Origin of the sequence: Micromonospora sp. NPDC005254, assembly GCF_042872525.1 — a bacterium.
Lineage (GTDB): Bacteria > Actinomycetota > Actinomycetes > Mycobacteriales > Micromonosporaceae > Micromonospora.
Genome location: NZ_JBIAKM010000008.1, coordinates 99,126 through 117,846 on the forward strand (window position 1 = coordinate 99,126; position 18,721 = coordinate 117,846).

An 18,721-nucleotide genomic window follows, 5' to 3' on the forward strand; every position below is an offset into this window, starting at 1 on the left:
TCGACCACCTCCGTGCGTCGCCGGGGCTGACCGGTGCGCGAGAATCGCCGGGTGTCCGAGCTCTCCAGCACCTTCGTCCGGCTGCACGCCCGGCTGGCCCCGGTCCCCTTCGTTCCCGAGGTGCGCCTGCACCAGGCGGACGAACCGATCGGGCTCTGGGAGCTGACCGAGGGCGAGTTCTCCAGCGACCGGCCGCCGCCGTTCTGGGCCTTCGCGTGGGCCGGCGGGCAGGCGCTCGCCCGCTACGTCACCGACCACCCGGAGCTGGTCGCCGGCCGCCGGGTGCTCGACCTCGCCTCCGGCTCCGGCCTGGTGGCCATCGCCGCCGCCCGGGCCGGCGCGGCGTCCGTGCGGGCCGTCGAGGTGGACGAGCTGGCGGTCGCGGCCGTCGCGCTCAACGCCGAGGCCAACGGGGTACGCGTCGACGCCGAGTTCGGCGACATCCTCGACGGCGACGCGGGCGACGCCGAGGTGGTGCTCGCCGGGGACGTGTTCTACAGCGAGGCGATGGCCCGGCGGGTGCTGCGGTTCCTGCTGCGCGCCACCCGGGCCGGGGCGCCGGCGCTGGTCGGAGACCCCGGCCGGGCGTTCCTGCCCCGGGACCGCTTCGACGAGCTGGCGACCTACGACGTGCCGGTGCCGGAGGCCCTGGAGAGCGTCCGGGTGAAGCGCACCACCGTCTGGCAGTTGCGCGCCGGCCTGCCGAGGGCTGCCGGCTAGCGTGTCGACGTGCTGTTCTCCGGCTGGGCGTCCGAGGTCGAGGCACCCTGGCCGGACGTCGCCGAGGTGACCGACCACGTCGGCGTACGTCACCTCGTCGTCACCCGGCACGCGCTGGTCCGGCAGGTCCTCGCCGACCCGGTCCGCTACCGGCCGGACAACGCCCTGGACGCGGTGACCCCGATGCCGGTGACCGCGCTGCGGGTGCTCGCCGGGCACCGGTTCCGGCTGCCGCCGACGCTGGCGAACAACTCCGCCGCCAGCCATCCCCCGATCCGGGCGATCGTCGCGGAGGCGCTGCACCCCGCGCGGGTCGCGGCGCAACGCCCCTGGCTCACCGCTCTGGTCCGGCAGCGGGTGGCCCGGCTGCGCGCCGCGCTCGACGCCGGTGAGCCGGTCGACCTGTACGCGGACCTCGCCGCCGACCTGCCCCTGCTGGTGCTGGCCCGGCTGGTCGAGTTGCCGGACGCGCCGGTCGGCGCGGTCAAGGAGTTCGCCCGGGCGGCACTGGAGCTGTTCTGGGCGCCCCTGGACGGCGACCGGCAGCTCGCGCTCGCCACCGAGGTGGGCCGTTTCCACGGCGTCCTGCGGGAGTTCGCGGCCACCGGTGGCGGCCTGGCCGCCGAGCTGCGCGCGGGCGGCCACCCGCCGGACGTGGTGGTCGGCGCGCTCTTCTTCCTCCTGGTCGCCGGCCAGGAGACCACCTCACAGTTCCTCACCCTGCTGCTGCACCGGCTGGCCGTCGAACCGGCGGTACGCGCTGGCCTGCGCACCGGCGACGTCGCGGTGGCCGACGTCGTCGAGGAGGGCCTACGCCTCGAACCGCCCATCGTCACGTGGCGGCGCGTCGCGGCGGTGGACGGCACGCTGGGTGGGACCGCCGTGCCGGCGGGCACCAGCATCGTGCTGTGGCTGGCCCGCGCCGGCCGGGACCCGGCGATCGTCGAGTCCCCCGACGAGTTCCGCCCGGGACAGCGCGGGTCGCGCCGGCACCTGGCGTTCGGGGCGGGCGCGCACCGCTGCGTCGGGGACGTACTGGCCCGGATGGAGGCGGCCGTGGTGGTGGCCGAGGCGACGCCACTGCTCGACGGGGTGAGCGTGGTCCGGCCGCCGTGGTGCCCGGACAACCTCACCTTCCGGATGCCGGACGCCTTCGTGGTGCGGCGTCCTCAGGTCGCACCGGGCTGACCGGACCGACCTCCGCTCGGTATGTTTCCGGGCGTGTCCGCCACCCCCGCCCGTCGGATCCTCGCCGCCACAACGCTTCTGGCCCTGCTGACGCTGAGTGCCTGCACAGCCCGACCCGTGTCCCACGCCCGGCAGATCGCCGCGGTCCCGCCGAGCCCGTCGGTCGCGGCACCCACCCGGTCGGCCTCGCCGTCGCTGTCCGCCTCGCCGTCCCCGTCCGCCCCGCCCGCCCCCGGAAGCCTGGACTGGTACGTGTCCCAGGTGCCGACCTTTCCCGAGGCGCCACCGCCGCAGCCGGTGCCGCTGGCCGCGACCGGCGCGATCCCGTTCTGGCACCGCCTGCCGACCGACCAGAAGGTCGCCTTCATCACCATCGACGACGGTGGGCTGGCTCGCCCGCCCGCGGTGGCCGACTTCATCTGGCGGGCGCACATCCCGGTCACGATGTTCCTGAACTCACCGGCGGCCGAGGAGCACGACGTCTACTTCCGGCAGATCCAGGTGGCCGGCGGGGTCGTCGAGAGCCACACGATCCGGCACACCTCGCTGGCCGGCCGGTCGTACGACTACCAGAAGCAGGAGATCTGCGGGGCCGTGGACCGGCTGGAGGCGTTGTTCGGCAAGCGGGCGACCCTGTTCCGCCCGCCGTTCGGCGAGTACGACAGCACCACGCTGACCGCCGCTCGGGACTGCGGCGCGAAGGCCGTCCTGCACTGGTCCGAGACCGTCCACGAGGGGAAGGTGCGCTACCAGACCCCGGAGAAGGTGGTCCAACCCGGCGACGTGCTGCTGATGCACTTCCGGCCGGCGCTGATGGACGACCTCCTCGCGGCGTTGCAGGCGATCCACCGGGCGGGGCTCACCCCGGCGCTGCTGGAAGACTACATCCGCTGACCGGGGCGACCTGACGAAAGTCAGGGTCGGGTGGTGCCGTTCGGGCGCGGCGGGCCGACGTGGCGGACGCCTAGCGTCAGCGCATGATCACATTACGTGGGTTGACGAAACGGTTCGGGGCGGCCCTCGCGGTCGACGCGCTGACCGTCGACATCGCACCCGGCCGGGTCACCGGTTTCCTCGGCCCCAACGGCGCCGGCAAGTCCACCACCATGCGGATGATCCTCGGCCTGGACCGGCCCACCGCCGGAACGGCGCTCGTCGACGGTCGGTCGTACCGGGAGCTGCGGCGACCGCTGCACGAGGTGGGCGCCCTGCTCGACGCCCGGGCCATCCACCCCACCCGGTCCGGGCGCGCGCACCTGCTGGCCATGGCCCGCAGCAACGGCATCCCCGCGCGGCGGGTCGACGAGGTGCTCGACACCGTCGGGCTGGACGGGCGTGCCGCCGGGAAACCGGGCCGAACCCTCTCCCTGGGCATGGGCCAGCGGCTCGGCATCGCCGGCGCGCTGCTCGGCGACCCGCCGGTGCTGATGTTCGACGAGCCGGTGAACGGCCTCGACCCGGACGGGGTGCGCTGGGTCCGGCAGCTGTTGCGCTCCCTGGCCGGGCAGGGCCGCACGGTCTTCGTCTCCAGCCACCTGATGAGCGAGATGCAGCTCACCGCCGACCAGCTCGTGGTGATCGGCCGGGGACGACTGCTCGCCGACGCCCCGGTCGGCGACGTCATCGCGGGCAGTGGACTCGCCGTACGGGTCCGCAGCCCGCACCCCGACGGGCTCGCCACCCTCGCCGCCCGTCTCGCCGCGCACGGCGCCACCGTGGAACCGGCCGGCCCGGACGAGCTGACCGTCACCGGGACCACAGTCGACCGGATCGGTGACCTGGCGTACGAGCTGGGGGTGCGGTTGCACGAGCTGAGCCCGCACGGCGCGTCGCTGGAGCAGGCGTTCATGGAGCTGACCGCCGACAGCGTCGAGTACGCGGGCGGCCCGACCGGAGGTGACGCACGATGAGCACGCAGACAGTGGTGGGCAGCCGTCCCACCGCCGCGCCGGCCGTCAGCGCGCCGACCGCCTTCCGGGCCGCGGTGGCCGCCGAGTGGACCAAGCTGGTCTCGGTGCGCAGCACCTGGTGGACGATGCTGGCCGGGCTGTTCCTGATGGCCGCGAGCGCCGGCCAGCTCGCCATCTACGCGGCCAACGCCAACACCAACGACGACCCGGCCGACGACCCCGGCATCGTCGCCGTCGGCAGCGTGCTGATCGACGCGGTCGAGCTGACCCAGTACGCCGTGCTGGCGCTAGGACTGCTCGCCATCACGACGGAGTTCACCAGCGGCACCATCCGGACCACCCTGCAGTGCGCCCCGGCACGCGGTCGGGTGCTCCTGGCCAAGGCCGTGGTGGCCGGCGCGGTCACCTTCGTCCTCGGACTGCTGCTCGGCGGGGTCGGCGCCCTGGTCGCCCGGCCGGTGCTCGGCGAGTGGGGCAGCGCGCCGACCGCCGGCACGATCGGCGACATCGTGGCGGTGGCGACCTATCTGGCCCTGGTCAGCGTCCTGGCGCTCGGCCTCGGCGCGGCGCTGCGCAGCGCGGTGCTCACGATCATCGTGCTCTTCGCCACCCTGATGATCGTGCCGCTGTCCCTGCAGGAGCCGGACATCACCGTCCTGAACCGGATCGCCGACGCGTTCCCCGGCGTGGCCGGTGGGCACTTCCTGGCGGGCGACACCGAGCCGTACCCGGGCGCGGTCGGGCTGCTGGTGCTCGCCGGTTGGGCGGGCGCCGCCCTGCTGCTCGGTCAGGCCGCGCTGCGCCGCCGCGACGCCTGAGCCACACCGAGCGGGGGCCCTCGCGGCCCCCGCTCACTGCTCGACCAGCCCCGCCTCGTACGCGAGGATCGCCGCCTGCACCCGGTTGCGCACATCCAGCCGGGTGAAGATGCTGGTCAGGTAGCTCTTCACGGTGCCCTCCACCAGGTGCAGCCGGCGGGCGATCTCCGCATTGGACAGCCCCGCCCCGACCAGGGCCAGCACCTCACGCTCCCGCTCGGTCAGCCCGGCCGTCCGGTCCCGCGCGGCGGGCTGGCGGGCCAGCCGTCCGGCCCCCAGCTCGATCACCCGGCGAGCCACCCGCGGCGACAGGTACGCCCCGCCGTCGGCGACCGCGTGCACCCCGGCGATCAGTTCGCGCGGGTCACCGGCCTTGAGCAGGAACCCGCTCGCGCCGTGCCCGAGCGCCCGGGCCACGTGGTCGTCCTCGCCGAAGGTGGTCAACATGAGCGTCGCGGTGGCCGGCGCGACCCGGCGGATCTCGGCCGCCGCGGCCAACCCGTCCAACCGGGGCATTCGGATGTCCAGCACCGCCACCCGGGGTCGGTGCGCGCGAACCAGCTCCACCGCGGCCCGCCCGTCGCCGGCCTCGGCGACCACCTCGATGCCCGGATCGGCGGCGAGGATGGCCCGGACGCCGGCCCGGATCATCGCCTCGTCGTCGGCGAGGACCACCCGGACCGGAGGCGGCGCGGCCGTATCGGTGTTCACTGCGCGATCCGCTCCTTGCTGGCCAGTCGACCGTCGGTGAAGCAGAGCCGCCACGTCGGCTCGGCGAGGGGGAAGTTGCCGTCGGTGTAGTACTCGCACCCCGGCGTCGCCCCGCCGACCGGCGGGGTGAGCTGCCGGTGGGGCAACCCGGGCAGGTCGGCGCGCAAGGTACCGGGCCGCATCCGGTCGTACGTCGACTCGTCCAGCACCGTGCCGGTCGTGGCGACCGGGTAGTAGACCAACGACAGGACGAGCGCGAGACCGGCCGGGGCGGCGAGCGCCGTCAGCAGGCTGCGCCGAGCCCGGCGGCGAGCCTCGCGCAGCCGGCGCTCGGCGTCGGCCGGCCGTTCCGGGCCACCGCCGACCGGGGCGTCACCGTCGAACGTGCCATCGGTCCCGGCGCCCACCGCGACGGGTACTCCCGACCATCCCGCGCCGGAGTGCGATTCGGCGGGCAGCGGCAGCCGGGCGCGCACCGCGAAGCCACCGTCGGGGCGCGGCCCGGCATCCAGCACGCCGCCGGCCAGCCGGACCCGCTCGGCGAGGGCGAGCAGACCGCTCCCCGAGGAGGCCGGTCGGGGCAGCGGGCCAGCCGGCGCCGACGCGTTACGCACCCGCACCTCGACCGCGTTCCGGTCCCGAGCGAGGGTGACGGTCACCGGTGCGCCCGGGGCGTACCGGGCCGCGTTGGTGAGCGCCTCCCGCACCACCTGGTGGGCGGCCGACCCGGTCAACCCGGGCAGCTCGACGGTGTCGGTCGGGCCGTCCAGCCGTACCGCCATCCCGGCCTCGCGGGCCCCGACCACCAGGTCGACGACTGTCTCCCCCACCGGGCGGACGCCGGCCGGACCGCCCTCCTCCCGCAGCACCCCGATGATGCCGTGCAGCCGTTCGGTCGCCGCCGCGACACTGGCCCGCAGCTCCCCCACCGCCGTCCGGTGCTCCGGGGCGAGGTCGTCTGCCAGCTCCAACGCGGCCGCCCGCAACGCGATCAGGCTGAGGTCGTGACCGAGCGAGTCGTGCATTTCCTCGGCGATGCGGGCCCGCTCCCGCAGCCGGATCCGCTCCGCGGCGCCCCGCCGCTCGCGTGTCAACGCCTCGACGTGCCGGCGACCGGCATCGGTCAGAGCCTGCTGCTGCCGTCGGTACCGGCCCACCAGCCACGGGAAAACCCCGGCGAACAGCAGCACCGAAGCGAGCAGAAACCAGGTCGCCGCCCCGGTACCGAGCAACCCCAGGTTCAGCACCGTGCCGCCGACGGCGATCACGCCGAACAGCGCCGCCGCCGGCGCCGCGCCCGCACTGCGCCGCCCGCTCAGATAACTGAACACCGGGATGGCGAAGACAAAGTTGCCGTCCACCAGCGAACCGAGCACCACCAGCAGCAACCCGACAAGCGGCCAGCGCCGCGCCGACGCCACCGCGACCGCCAGCAGCGCCAGCGAACCGAGCAGCAGCGCCACGTCGAAACGCGGGTACGGCGGCGTCAACCGGGCAGCCGCGATCGGGGCGGCCACCACAGCCCAGAGCAGCACGTCCAGCAGCGGACGCCGCCACCGCCCCGGCAGGTCCAGGATGCTCACGGCGGCCACGCTACCCACGCCCGACCTGCCCCGACACCGACGAAAGTCAGGTGTTCAGCTGCTCTCCTCGGCCCAGACGCGCCAGTCGTCGAGCACCCCGTGCAGCGCGGGAGTGAGCCAACCCGGCGCCGACCGCCGGAACACCCCCGGGTCCATCGCACCGGCGCCGGCCGGCACCGCGCCCAGCAGGTTCGGCACCAGGTCGGTGAGGTTCGTCCAGTGCACCAGCTCCGGCGACGCCGGCCAGGCACCGATCACCACGCCGGCCGGCACCGCCCGACGGTCCAGCGCCTCCAGGGTCAGCGCGGTGTGGTTGAGCGTGCCCAGCCCGGCGCGGATGACCACCACCGCCGGCGCGCCGAGGGACACCGCCAGGTCGGCCATCGTCCACGGCTCGCCGGACGGCCGCAGCCCCATCGGCACCAGCAGGCCACCGGCCCCCTCGACCAGGACCAGGTCGTGCTTGTCCGCCTCCTCGCGGACGGCGTCCACCGCCGCGTACAGCTCCAGCGGCGGCAGGTCCGCGACCCGGGCCGCGGCCAGCGGGGCGAGCGGGTCCGGAAAGCTGGCCAGCGTGCGACCGGTCAGCGGAGCCGCCAGCCGATTGACCGCGTCCACGTCGCCCGGCTCACCGCCGGCCGTGCCGGTCTGACCCGGCTTGAGAACCGCCACCCGCAGGCCGGCGGCCTGCGCCGCCGCCGCGATCGCCGCGGTGACCACCGTCTTGCCCACCTCGGTGTCGGTGCCGGTGACCAGCACCGACCCCTCCCACGCGCTCACGGCGCGCACTCCACGATGACGCTGAGGGCCCGCTCGAAATCCGCCCGGGGCACCCCGGCACTGACGGTCAGGCGCAGCCGGGAGCGGCTGTCCGGGGTGGAGGGCGGCCGGAAGCAGCCCACCGCGACTCCCCGGTCCCGGCAGTCGGCGGCCCAGGCGGTCGCCGCCTCCGGGCCGGGCGCCGCCACCGAGATCACCGCCGCGTCCGGCGCGGAGACGGCCAGCCCGGCCGCGCCCAGTCGACCGACCGCCAGCGCCACCCGGTCGGCCACCTCGGCGCGCAGGTCGTCGCCGGCCCGGGCCAGCCGCAGCGCGGCGTGCACACCGGCCGCGACGGCCGGCGGCAGCGCGGTGTCGAAGATGAACGTACGGCCGGTCTCGACCAGGTGTCGGACGAACTCCGCCGGGCCGGCGACCACCCCACCCGCCCCGCCGAGCGCCTTGGAGAGGGTGGCGGTGATTACCACGTCCGGCTCGCCGGCCAACCCGGCGGCCGCGACCGCGCCGGCACCGGACGGACCGGTCACGCCGAGCGCGTGCGCGTCGTCGACCAGCAGCAGCGCGCCGTAGCGGCGGGCCACCGCGTGCAGGTCGGCCAGCGGCGCGAGGTCGCCGTCGACCGAGAAGACCGACTCGGTGACCACCACCGCCGGACGTCCCGGCGCCACCGCCAGCGCGGCGGCCACCGCCGTCACGTCGGCGTGCGCGCTGACCACCGTCTCCGCGCCGGAGATCCGGCAGCCGTCGATCAGCGACGCGTGGTTGTGCGCGTCCGAGACGAGCAGGGTCCGGGGCTGGACGAGGGCCCGCAGCGCGCCGAGGTTGGCCAGGTATCCGGAGGAGAAGACGAGAGCCCGGTCGGTGCCCAGCCACTGCGCCAGCTCGACCTCCAGGGCCTCGTGCGCGTCGGTCGAGCCGCGCACCAGCCGCGACCCGGTCGCTCCCAGCCCGTACGCCGACAGTGCCGCCGTGGCCGCGGCGGTGACCTCCGGGTGGGTGGCCAGTCCGAGGTAGTCGTTGCCGGCCAGGTCGGTCATCCGGTCGTCGGCGGGACGCGGGTGCAGCCGACGGGTCAGGCCGGCCTTAGCCCGCAACTGCGCGCGACGATCGAGCGCCGCCAGCCAGTCCGCCACCGTCACCCCTTCACCGCCGTCCGCGCCGGTCACGCCGACACCCGCCGGGCGAAATTACCACCCGCCGCCACCGACCCGACGAATCCACTCGGCAAGCGGGGGCCGACCGGCGGCGGATGTCGACGCCGATCGGGATCCGCGGCGACCGTCACCACGTACCGTCAATGGTCAGTCACCAGCGGTCGCCACCGGCGTGCGTCGATCTCCGCCGGCGGAGATCGACCGGACGGCAGGTCGTACCCGGCTGGCCGGGGGCCTTGTAGGGTACGAGCCATGCCAGAGATCCTCGACCAGGCCCGCACCCAGGTCCTGGGTGACGGCGTCGGCCTCGACCAGGCCGGCGTCCTCGCCGTGCTGAACCTGCCCGACGAGCACCTGCCCGCCGCCCTCCAGCTCGCCCACGAGGTGCGGATGCGGTGGTGCGGCCCGGAGGTCGAGGTCGAGGGCATCGTCTCGCTGAAGACCGGCGGCTGCCCGGAGGACTGCCACTTCTGTTCGCAGTCGGGCCTGTTCACCTCCCCGGTGCGCTCGGTCTGGCTGGACATCCCGTCGCTTGTCGAGGCCGCGAAGCAGACCGCGCAGACCGGGGCGACCGAGTTCTGCATCGTGGCCGCCGTGCGCGGCCCGGACGACCGGCTGATGAAGCAGATGCGCGAGGGCGTCGCCGCCATCAAGGCCGAGGTCGACATCCAGGTCGCCGCGTCGCTGGGGATGCTCTCCCAGGAGCAGGTCGACGACCTGGTCGACATGGGTGTGCACCGCTACAACCACAACCTGGAGACCTGCCGGTCGTACTTCCCGAACGTGGTCACCACCCACTCGTGGGAGGAGCGGTGGGAGACGCTGCGCATGGTCCGCGACTCCGGCATGGAGGTGTGCTGCGGCGGCATCCTCGGCCTCGGCGAGACCGTCGAGCAGCGGGCGGAGTTCGCCGCGCAGCTCGCCGAGCTGGCCCCGCACGAGGTGCCGCTGAACTTCCTCAACCCGCGCCCCGGCACCCCGCTCGGTGACCGCCCGGTGGTCGAGGGCAAGGACGCGCTGCGGGCCATCGCCGCGTTCCGGCTGGCCATGCCGCGCACCATCCTGCGGTACGCGGGCGGCCGGGAGATCACCCTCGGTGACCTGGGCACCCGCGACGGTCTGCTCGGCGGCATCAACGCCGTGATCGTCGGCAACTACCTGACGACCCTGGGCCGGCCGGCGACCGCCGACCTCGACCTGCTCGACGAGCTGAAGATGCCGGTCAAGGCCCTCTCCGCGACCCTCTGAGCTGACCGGTGAGGACGACGTGACCGAGCTTGTGGCAGCGCAGCGTTGGTGTGACCGCTGCGGCGAGGACGCGTCGGCCGCCGGGCACGAGTCGTGCGCGGCGGCCCGGACGCTGGAGCCGCCGCGCTACTGCCCGCGCTGCCGACGCCGGATGAAGGTGCAGGTGCTGCCGGTCGGCTGGTCGGCGGTCTGCGTCGAGCACGGCGAGAGCCGAGGCTGAGCCGATGCTGCGCGGGCGTGCGGTGACCCTCCGACCGGCGACGGTCGCGGACGTGCCGGCCCTCGCGGCCATCCGGGCCGACCCGGAGGTACGCCGGTGGTGGCGCGGCGGCGACGACCTGGCCGCGTCCGTCCAGGCCGACCTGAACGACGGCGACCTCGCCCTGTACGCCATCGAGCACGACGGCCGGGTGATCGGCGCGATCCAGTGGTACGCCGAACCGGACCCGGACTACCGGCACGCCAGCCTGGACATCTTCCTCGACCCGGCGGTGCGCGGCGAGGGCCTGGGCGGGGACGCCATCCGCACCCTGGCCCGGCACCTGATCGACGAGTACGGCCACCACCGGTTCACCATCGACCCGGCCGCGGCGAACAGCGCGGCCATCCGGGCGTACGCGAAGGTGGGCTTCCGGCCGGTGGGCATCATGCGCCGCTACGAGCGGGGCGAGGACGGCCGCTGGCACAATGCCCTGCTCATGGACCTGCTCGCGGAGGAGCTGGCCGACTGAACCGGGCGGGGGGGGGGGGGGGGGGGGGGGGGGGGGGGGGGGGGGGGGGGGGGGGCGGCGGGGGCGGCGGGGGGGGGGGGGGGGCGCGCCGGCCCCCCCCCGCCCCGCCCCCCGCGCCCCCCGCGCCCCCCCCCCCCGCCCCCCGCCCCCGCCCCGCCCCCCCCCCCCCCCCCCCCCCCCCCCCCCCCCCCCCGCCCCGGTTCTGCGCGAACGGATGTGCGCCTAGCGCTGGAGGGTCAGTACACCCGGCCGCCACGGCAGCAGGTTGTAGTCGCCTCCCGCACTGGGGTTCTTGCCCTGGTACAGGAACTGCAGGTTGCAGGCGTCGACGGTCTTGGTCTGGTCGGGGTTGGTGCGGACCAGGTCACCGTGGCTGATGTCGTTGGTCCACGTCGCGCCGCTGTTGGCCTTGCCGGCGAAGGGGTTGCTCTCGCTGGCGGCCTGCGGGGTCCACGAGCCGCTCAGGCTGGTGGACGTGAACGACCGGAAGTAGCGTCCCTGGCTCCCGATCGCCTCGACGATCATGAGGTACTGGTTCTGGCCCTGCACCTTGTAGACCTCGACGCCCTCGAACAGGTTGTTCGTCGAGTCGGTCATGATCGTCGTGTAGGTCGAGCCGAAGCTGCCCGGGAAGTTCCCCAGCGGCATGCTCGACCGGTAGATCTTGCCGTTGTCGCCGGCGAAGAACAGGTACATGTTCTGGTCGTCGCCGATGAGGGTCTGGTCGATCACCCCGTACGGGGCGTCCGAGAGGGTGGCGGTGGACAGCGTCTGCGCCGAGGACCAGCCGTTGGCGTTCGTCGGGTCGCTCGACGTCTTGTAGCTGAACGAGGTCGGTCCCCACTGGTACGCCAGCACCCAGATGTTCTTCGGGGCGAAGTACAGCAGCGTGGGCGCCACGGTGCCCTGACTCATTCCGGTCTGGCTGGCCGAGGCCATGTCGGACCAGTTGGTGAACGTGCTGAAGTTCATCGAGCCGTACTGGCCGCCGCTGTTGACGTTCGACCCGTAGACCAGGTGCTTGCCGTTGTAGACCACGTTGGTGAAGTCCTTGAGCGAGACCCAGCCGTTCTGCGGGTTCGTCAGCGCGCCGGTCGACGACCAGCGGTAGGTCGACGGCAGCGCGCAGCCGCTCGGCGGCGCCGTGGTGGGCGGCGTCGTGGTCGGCGGTGCCGTGGTGGGCGGCGCCGACGTCGGCGTGGTGCCGCCGAAGTCGGTCCGCCACTGCTGGTTGGTCTGCCCGTGGCAGTCGTACAGCTGGATCTGCTGGCCGTTGCCGGTGCCCCAGACGTCCAGGCACCGGCCGGACTGCACACCGGTGATGGTGCCGTTGGAGTTGATGTTCCACTGCTGGTTCGCGCCGCTGTTGCAGTCCCAGATGATGATTCCGGTGCCGTTGGCGGTGGCCGCGCCGTTCGCGTCGAGGCACTTGCTGCCGTAGACCCGCAACTGCTTGCCGGAGGTGTACGTCCACTGCTGGTTCGACTGACCGTTGCAGTCGTAGAGCTGGACGCGGGTGCCGTTGGTCTGCGTGGCGTTGGGCACGTCGATGCACCGGCCCGACTGCACCCCGACGATCCGGCCGGCGCCGCCGCTCGGCGGCGGGCTCGTGGTCGGGCTCACCGTCGGGCTCACGGTCGGACTCACCGTCGGGCTCACGGTCGGCCCCGAGGTCGGGGGGGCCGCGTTGAGCGCGTTGAGGACGGAGTTGTAGGCGGCCTTCTTGTTGCCGCCGCCGTCGAAGAGCAGCGGGCTCTCGTTCGAGCGCCAGGAGTCGCTGTCGCGTACGCCCCAGACGGTGATGCCGATGCAGCGGGGAACGTTCAGGCACGCCTGGGTCAACCCGGCGTACTGGGTGGTGGAGGAGTTGGTGACGTCGACCTCGGTCAGCGCCACGTCCACGCCGAGCGCGGCGAAGCTGGACAGCGTGGTCTGGAAGTTGCTCGGCAGCGAGCTGCCGCCGGTGAAGTGGGTCTGCAACCCGACGCAGTCGATCGGCACGCCACGGGACTTGAAGTCCTGGATCATGCGGTAGACGCCCTGCGTCTTGCCGTACGACCAGTTCTCGATGTTGTAGTCGTTGTAGCAGAGCTTGACCGACGGGTCGGCCGCCCGCGCGGTGCGGAACGCCACCTCGATCCAGTCGTTGCCGGTGCCCTGGAGGTTGGAGTTGCGACGGCTGCCGTCCTCGTTGAACGCCTCGTTGACCACGTCCCAGGCGGCGAGCTTGCCCCGGTAGTGGCCCATCACGCCGTTGATGTGGTCGATCATCGCCTGACGCAGGCTGCTGCCGCTCAGGCTCTGCATCCACCCCGGCTGTTGCCCGTGCCAGGCCAGGGTGTGCCCACGGACCTTCAGGCCGCGCTGGGTCGCCCAGTTGTAGATCTGGTCACCGGAGTTGAAGTTGAACTGGCCCCGCTGGGGCTCCGTCGCGTCCGGCTTCATCTCGTTCTCGGCCGTGATCATGTTGAACTCACGCGCCGCGATCGTGCTGTATGTCGAGTCGCCGAGCCGGCCTGCCGCGATTGCGGTGCCGAAGTACCGGCCCGACTGCGCGGCGGCCGCGCCGAGCGTGGTCGCGGCGGCGTTCGCCGAGGGCATCATCACCGCGACGGCGGCCACAGTCACGACGCTGAACGCGCCGGCGAGCAGTGCTCGGACGGCGGGTGATCGCCGTCGCCGAGTCCCGCCGCTATGAACGGATGGGCTCATTGCCATCTCGGCCTCCTTACTGGCCAACACCCGGGCCGCCGAGGGGCACGGCCGGACGTCTTCGATTGGGATATCAAACTCGATCGATGCTAACCACGGCTCGGTCCGGACAATCGAGTTTTCGGAAATGTTTCGGAAATGTTTTGGCCTTGCGCGCGCGGCGTGGCCGGTCGCCCGGGTGCGGTACCGGCCACGCCACGCCGCGTCGATGAGTCAGGAGACCGTGCAGGCGGCGCCGTTCAGGGTGAAGGCGGCCGGCCTGGTGGTGCTGCCGGTGTGGGTGCCGTTGAAGCCGAAGCTCGTCGACGCACCCGGCGCCAGTGTCCCGTTGTAGGACAGGTTCGACGCGGTCACCGCGGTGCCGGTCTGGGTCACGGTCGCCGACCAGGCCTGCCCGACCTTCTGCCCGCTGCTTCCGAACGTGAACGCGAGCGTCCAGCCGTTGATCGCCGTGGTGCCGGTGTTGGCGATCGTGATGTTCGCGGTGAACCCGGTGTCCCAGCTGTTCGACGTCCAGGTCACCGCGCAGCCGCCGCCGGCAGGCGGGGCCGTGGTGGTGACCGTGACGCCGGGCGACGCGGGCGAAACGTTTCCGGCCGCGTCCACCGCCACCACCGTGAACGTGTACGTGGTGGAGGCGGTCAGCCCGGTCACCGCCAGCGTGGTGCCGGTGGCCGAGCCGACCAGAACGTTCCCGCCCCGGTAGACGCGGTAGGCGGTGACGCCCACCGCGTCGGTGGACGGGCCCCAGGTCAGGGTCAGGCCGGTCGGGCCGATCGCGGAGGCGGTGGGCGTACCGGGTGCGGTCGGCGCTGTGGTGTCCGACGCCGGGCCGGCCGGCGTGGTGACGGTGAGCGCGGCCGATGCCGCCGAGCGGTTGCCGGCGCCGTCGAGCGCCCGCACGGTGAACTGGTACGTCCGCTCGGGCGCCAGCCCGGTCACGGCCAGGGTGGCCCCCGTCGAGGCGGTGACGACCGGGTCGGCGCCGGCCGAGGTACGGGTCACCTCGTAGCCGGCCAACCCGCTGCCGCCGGTGTCGGTGGACGCGGCCCAGGTCAGCGTGAGCCCGCTGGACGTGACGGCGGACGCGACGGGCGTGCCGGGCACTGTGGGCGCGGTGGTGTCCGGGGTGGCCGGTCCGGGCTCCTCGCCCCAGACCCGCACCCCGCCGGAGTAGAGCGGAACCTTGCGGTTGGGCCCGGCGGTCACCTGGTACGACGGGTCGTTGGTCGGGTCCCAGGTGCCACCCTCCGGCACGCCGATCTTGAACTGGACCTCCATCCGGTGCTGCGACTGCCCGGCCGGGGCGATGGTGTAGCCGGTGCAGTCCACCTCGACGTACCAGATGTCGCCGCTGAACTGCTTGGCCGTGGTCGGCGACGGGCAGCCCTGGGTGTAGCCGGAGGTGACCTGGACCGGACCGGTGCCGTCGGGCCGGAAGTAGTACCGGAACTTGCCGGTGGTCAGGGCCCGGGCCGGGAACGCCGACTTGTTGTAGATGATCGCCTTGAGCCCGGTGGCCCGGGGTTCGGCCTGCATCACCGTGGTCTCCACGGTCAGCTCGTCCATGTCGGGCGTCTCGGCGACCGGGAAGTTGGCCAGCGCCGTGCCGCCGTACTCGGAGGTCAGCCGGACCAGCGCCGAGGTGAAGCCGGCGTTGTAGTCGGTGGCGACCTCGTTCATCACGTAGTCGGACCGGCTGTCGGTGTACGCGTCGTTGGCCGAGGACGGGCCGCCGACCAGCGCGCCGTAGAGGGTGTGCCGGGTCTCGACGGGCACCGTCTGGCTGTCCCACCAGGACCCGTGCGCGGTGCGGTGGTGCGGGTTCTTCGGTGCGTTGGCCCCGAACCCGATGACGTAGCTGGAGTTGCGCGGGTTGTCGCCGAGCGCGTAGTTGATCTGCCGGACGGCGAAGTCGTGGTAGCGCGCCTTGCGGGTCGTGTCGGTGGTCTTGTCGCTGTAGACCAGCGCGGCGAAGGAGGTGTTGGCCGCGTAGCGCAGCGCGCCCCAGGAGTCGAGCACCGCCATCCCACCGGGCGAGTACGGCACCCGCTGCCCGTTCACCCCGACGGTCCAGTAGTCCAGCCAACGGTTGGCGTCGTCGACGTACTTCTGCTTGCCGGTCAGGTTGGCCAGCAGCACGTACGCGCCGAACTGCTTGTTGTCCCAGGCGATGGTCCACTTGTAGGAACGGGTGGTGGACTGCGGCTCGGTGCCGAGCTTGTCGTACTCACTCTCGGCCTTGGTCAGGTAGCTGGCGTCGCCGGTGGCCCGGTAGAGCCAGATCGCGCCCCACACCAACTCGTCCTGGTAGCCGCTCCACGACTTGTAGAAGGAGGCCGCGTCGGTGATGCACTCGCTGTAGGACTTCCGCACCGTGTCGGCGAACGTGTAGAGCTGCCGGGCGTGGGTGAGCAGCTTGTCCGCGTAGGTCGCGTCGGTGGGCCGGAACACCATCGAGGAGGCGGCCATCGCGGCCGCCGTCTCGCCGGCGAGGTCCGCGCCGCCACAGCTCGCATCGATCTTGTACGCGGGCCGCGCCATCGGCAGCACCTCGGCCGGGCCCCACCACTTGTGGTCGTCGTCGCCCTTGCCGACCTGTCCATAAAGAACGTTGGCCGACGGGTGCGCCTTGATGAAGTAGTCGTTGACGAAGCGCAGGTTGTTGAGCAGGTGCGGCAGTTGACCGGAGGCCGTGTAGCCGCTGCGGTACTCCACCGCGCCCCACGCCAGCATGGTGGCGCTGAACGCCATCGGGAAGCCGAACTTGACGTGGTCGCCGGCGTCGTACCAGCCGCCGGTGAGGTCCAGCCCGGCGGCGGCCCCGTCGGTGAGCGCGGAGTCGCCGCGCCAGGAGACCCGGTTCCAGTCCGGCAGCTTGCCCGACTGCTGCGCTTCGTAGAAGAACAGCGACTTCTGCAATGCCTCGGCGTAGTTGAAGGCCGGCGCAGCGGACGCGGGCCCGGCCGGCGGCGCGGTGACCGCGAGGGACAGCCCGGTGAGCAGGGCGACGCCGGCGGCCAGCAACCGCCGGGGCCAGGGCTGGTCGGCGACCGGCGACCGGCCGGGGTGGCCGGTGGACGGCCGGGTCAGGTGGCGCATGAAGGGCTCCTGTCGGAGGCGCCGCCGGCGGTCGCACCGACGCGGGACGGCGTGGGGGCGGCACGGCCACCGGCGACAGCGGGGTGGCGGTGTGACCACGGGGAGGCATGGAAGCGCTCCCATGGATAATCGACAATGTAATGGGCGGGCCGTCGGTTGGGAAGCCTGCCGGCCGGAGCCGAGCCGCGGGGGCCACTTCCGTACTCGCGGGTAACCACTGCGGACCATCTCACACCATCGATACATTTCGATTAGTGCTTGATGTTTTCGCAGCTCACGGCGTGCGCTTCTGGAAAGATCCTCGCACCGCGCGGACGCGTCGGCGGCCAGCCAGACAAGCGTACGGTTGCTGACCCACTACCGGGCGCGAGACAGTACCGATCATCAGCGGTGCCGTCGACGCCGCCGCTCCCCGGTCAACCCTGAGGAGAACGCGATGGCACTACGACTCGCTGACGGCACCGCCTGGTCCGACGCCCTCGCCCGGGCGGTCGCCGCCACGCCGGAGGCGTTCGGCGCTGAGGTGGACGGCGTCACGACGCTGCACAACCTCATCGAAGGTGACTGGCGGGCGGTCGGCCACCCGGCGCCGGTCCGCACTCCGGTCGACAACAGCGTCGTCATCAACCTGTCCCGACTCGACGCCGACACCGCCCGCGCCGCGGTCGCGCACGCCGCCGCCGCGCACCGGGCCTGGGCGCGTACCCCGCTGGGCGATCGCAAGGCCCGGGTCTGCGACGCCGTGGACGCCCTCACCGCCCACCGTGACCTGCTGGCGCTCCTGCTCGTCTGGGAGATCGGCAAGCCGTGGCGGCTGGCCTGCGCCGACGTGGACCGGGCGCTCGACGGCGTCCGCTGGTACGTGGGCGAGATCGACCGGATGCTCGCCGACGGCCGCGAGCCACTGGACGGTCCCGTCAGCAACATCGCTTCCTGGAACTACCCGATGAGCGTCCTCGTGCACGCCGAGCTGGTCCAACTGCTGGCCGGCAACGCGGTCATCGCCAAGACCCCGTCCCAGGGCGGCGCGGTCTGCCTGACCGTCGCGCACGCGCTGATGCGTCGCGCCGGCCTGCCCGCCACCCTCATCTCCGGCGGCGGCGAGGAACTGTCCGAGGTGCTCGTCCGGGCGCCCGAGATCGGCGCGGTGGCGTTCGTCGGCGGCCGTTCCAACGGCGGCAAGGTGGCCGCCGCGCTGCTCGACAGCGAGAAGCGGCACTTCATCGAGCAGGAGGGCCTCAACGCCTGGGGCATCTGGAACTTCTCCCAGTGGGACCTGCTCGCCGCGCACCTGAAGAAGGGCTTCGAGTACGGCAAGCAGCGCTGCACCGCGTACCCCCGGTTCGTGGTGCAGCGCGACCATGTCGACGAGTTCCTCGACATGTACCTGCCGGTCGTGCGGTCGGTACGGTTCGGTCACCCGCTGGCCGTCGGGGACGACTGGACGGCCGGTGACCCGCTGCCCGAGCTGGACTTCGGGCCGCTGATCAGCGCCGCCAAGGCCGACGAGCTGCGCCGCAAGGTCGACGAGGCGGTTCGTGGCGGCGCGGTGCCGCTGCACCGGGGCAAGCTGACCGGAGCGCCGTTCCTACCCGGGCAGGACACCTCGGCGTACGTGGCGCCGTCGGTGCTGCTCGCCCCGCCCGGCCGCTCCCGGTTGATGCACGCCGAGCCGTTCGGCCCGGTCGACACGATCGTCGTGGTGGACACCACCGACGAGCTGCTGGCCGCCATGAACGCCTCCAACGGCGCGCTCGTCGCGTCGCTGGCCTGCGACGACACCGACGAGGCCGGCAAGCTCGCGGTGGACCTCCAGGCGTTCAAGGTGGGCATCAACAAGCCGCGCTCGCGCGGCGACCGGGACGAGCCGTTCGGCGGCCGGGGCGCCTCCTGGAAAGGCGCGTTCGTGGGCGGCGACCTGCTGGTGCAGGCGGTCACCGTGGGCGGCGAGGGCCGCCTCTACGGCAACTTCCCCGACTACAACAGCTACCCCGCCACCTGACCGCCGTACCGGGAACGGCCCCTCGTCGACGCCTCGTGCGGGGCGAGGGGCCATTCTCCACA

General features: G+C 73.1%; 15 protein-coding genes. 9 read left to right on the top strand and 6 right to left on the bottom strand.

Features of this window, described 5'->3' with window-relative positions; genetic code table 11:
- The first annotated feature begins 51 nt into the window (after nucleotides 1-51).
- From ACFYPR_RS23770 to ACFYPR_RS23790, 5 genes are all read left to right on the top strand, one after another.
- Nucleotides 52-720 (top strand): 50S ribosomal protein L11 methyltransferase, encoded by a 669-nt coding sequence (locus ACFYPR_RS23770; RefSeq protein ID WP_354855445.1) that lies wholly within the window; start codon nucleotides 52-54, stop codon nucleotides 718-720.
- A gap of 9 nt (nucleotides 721-729) precedes the next feature.
- Nucleotides 730-1,908: a cytochrome P450 gene (locus ACFYPR_RS23775; protein ID WP_387262547.1), complete on the top strand. Its 1,179-nt coding sequence runs from the start codon at nucleotides 730-732 to the stop codon at nucleotides 1,906-1,908.
- A 33-nt stretch (nucleotides 1,909-1,941) separates the two neighbouring features.
- Entirely contained in the window at nucleotides 1,942-2,802 is an 861-nt protein-coding gene (locus ACFYPR_RS23780) for a polysaccharide deacetylase family protein (RefSeq protein ID WP_363938995.1), read from the top strand.
- 83 nt (nucleotides 2,803-2,885) lie between these two features.
- The gene (locus tag ACFYPR_RS23785; RefSeq protein WP_354855447.1) at nucleotides 2,886-3,818 is read left to right on the top strand and encodes an ATP-binding cassette domain-containing protein; all 933 of its coding nucleotides are present in this window, start codon (nucleotides 2,886-2,888) and stop codon (nucleotides 3,816-3,818) included.
- Complete coding sequence (locus tag ACFYPR_RS23790; protein WP_387262551.1) at nucleotides 3,815-4,636, top strand: ABC transporter permease; 822 nt, start codon at nucleotides 3,815-3,817, stop codon at nucleotides 4,634-4,636. The genes ACFYPR_RS23785 and ACFYPR_RS23790 overlap by 4 nt, the downstream gene beginning before the upstream one ends.
- A 33-nt stretch (nucleotides 4,637-4,669) precedes the next feature.
- On the opposite strand, the gene ACFYPR_RS23795 is transcribed toward ACFYPR_RS23790, so the two are convergent.
- From ACFYPR_RS23795 to ACFYPR_RS23810, 4 genes are read right to left on the bottom strand one after another with little or no spacing between them, the layout of a single operon-like run.
- A complete protein-coding gene (locus ACFYPR_RS23795) occupies nucleotides 4,670-5,287 on the bottom strand; it encodes a response regulator transcription factor (protein WP_363939005.1) in 618 nt (205 codons plus the stop codon).
- A 56-nt stretch (nucleotides 5,288-5,343) separates the two neighbouring features.
- On the bottom strand, nucleotides 5,344-6,930 hold the full coding sequence (locus ACFYPR_RS23800) for a sensor histidine kinase (protein WP_387262553.1): 1,587 nt from the start codon (nucleotides 6,928-6,930) through the stop codon (nucleotides 5,344-5,346).
- A gap of 54 nt (nucleotides 6,931-6,984) precedes the next feature.
- The gene (gene bioD, locus ACFYPR_RS23805) at nucleotides 6,985-7,719 is read right to left on the bottom strand and encodes a dethiobiotin synthase (RefSeq protein WP_387262556.1); all 735 of its coding nucleotides are present in this window, start codon (nucleotides 7,717-7,719) and stop codon (nucleotides 6,985-6,987) included.
- Nucleotides 7,707-8,843: an 8-amino-7-oxononanoate synthase gene (locus ACFYPR_RS23810; RefSeq protein ID WP_387262773.1), complete on the bottom strand. Its 1,137-nt coding sequence runs from the start codon at nucleotides 8,841-8,843 to the stop codon at nucleotides 7,707-7,709. The genes bioD and ACFYPR_RS23810 overlap by 13 nt, the downstream gene beginning before the upstream one ends.
- Before the next feature lie 273 nt (nucleotides 8,844-9,116).
- Between ACFYPR_RS23810 and bioB the strand changes: the two genes are divergently transcribed.
- From bioB to ACFYPR_RS23825, 3 genes are read left to right on the top strand one after another with little or no spacing between them, the layout of a single operon-like run.
- Nucleotides 9,117-10,112 carry a biotin synthase BioB gene (bioB, locus tag ACFYPR_RS23815; protein WP_354855452.1) on the top strand — a complete coding sequence of 332 codons (996 nt, stop codon included), beginning with the start codon at nucleotides 9,117-9,119 and terminating at the stop codon, nucleotides 10,110-10,112.
- A gap of 1 nt (nucleotide 10,113) precedes the next feature.
- Nucleotides 10,114-10,332: a hypothetical protein gene (locus ACFYPR_RS23820; RefSeq protein WP_355064047.1), complete on the top strand. Its 219-nt coding sequence runs from the start codon at nucleotides 10,114-10,116 to the stop codon at nucleotides 10,330-10,332.
- A gap of 4 nt (nucleotides 10,333-10,336) precedes the next feature.
- Nucleotides 10,337-10,843, top strand: coding sequence for a GNAT family N-acetyltransferase (locus tag ACFYPR_RS23825; RefSeq protein WP_387262559.1), 507 nt, complete (start codon nucleotides 10,337-10,339; stop codon nucleotides 10,841-10,843).
- Between the two features lie 222 nt (nucleotides 10,844-11,065).
- On the opposite strand, the gene ACFYPR_RS23830 is transcribed toward ACFYPR_RS23825, so the two are convergent.
- Together ACFYPR_RS23830 and ACFYPR_RS23835 are read right to left on the bottom strand one after the other, a co-directional pair.
- A complete protein-coding gene (locus tag ACFYPR_RS23830) occupies nucleotides 11,066-13,561 on the bottom strand; it encodes a non-reducing end alpha-L-arabinofuranosidase family hydrolase (RefSeq protein ID WP_387262562.1) in 2,496 nt (831 codons plus the stop codon).
- A gap of 207 nt (nucleotides 13,562-13,768) precedes the next feature.
- Nucleotides 13,769-16,657 (bottom strand): glycoside hydrolase family 9 protein, encoded by a 2,889-nt coding sequence (locus ACFYPR_RS23835; RefSeq protein ID WP_387262564.1) that lies wholly within the window; start codon nucleotides 16,655-16,657, stop codon nucleotides 13,769-13,771.
- A 436-nt stretch (nucleotides 16,658-17,093) separates the two neighbouring features.
- On the opposite strand from ACFYPR_RS23835, the gene ACFYPR_RS23840 reads away from it, so the two are divergent.
- Nucleotides 17,094-18,659 (top strand): aldehyde dehydrogenase family protein, encoded by a 1,566-nt coding sequence (locus ACFYPR_RS23840; protein WP_387262567.1) that lies wholly within the window; start codon nucleotides 17,094-17,096, stop codon nucleotides 18,657-18,659.
- Nucleotides 18,660-18,721 lie beyond the last annotated feature (62 nt).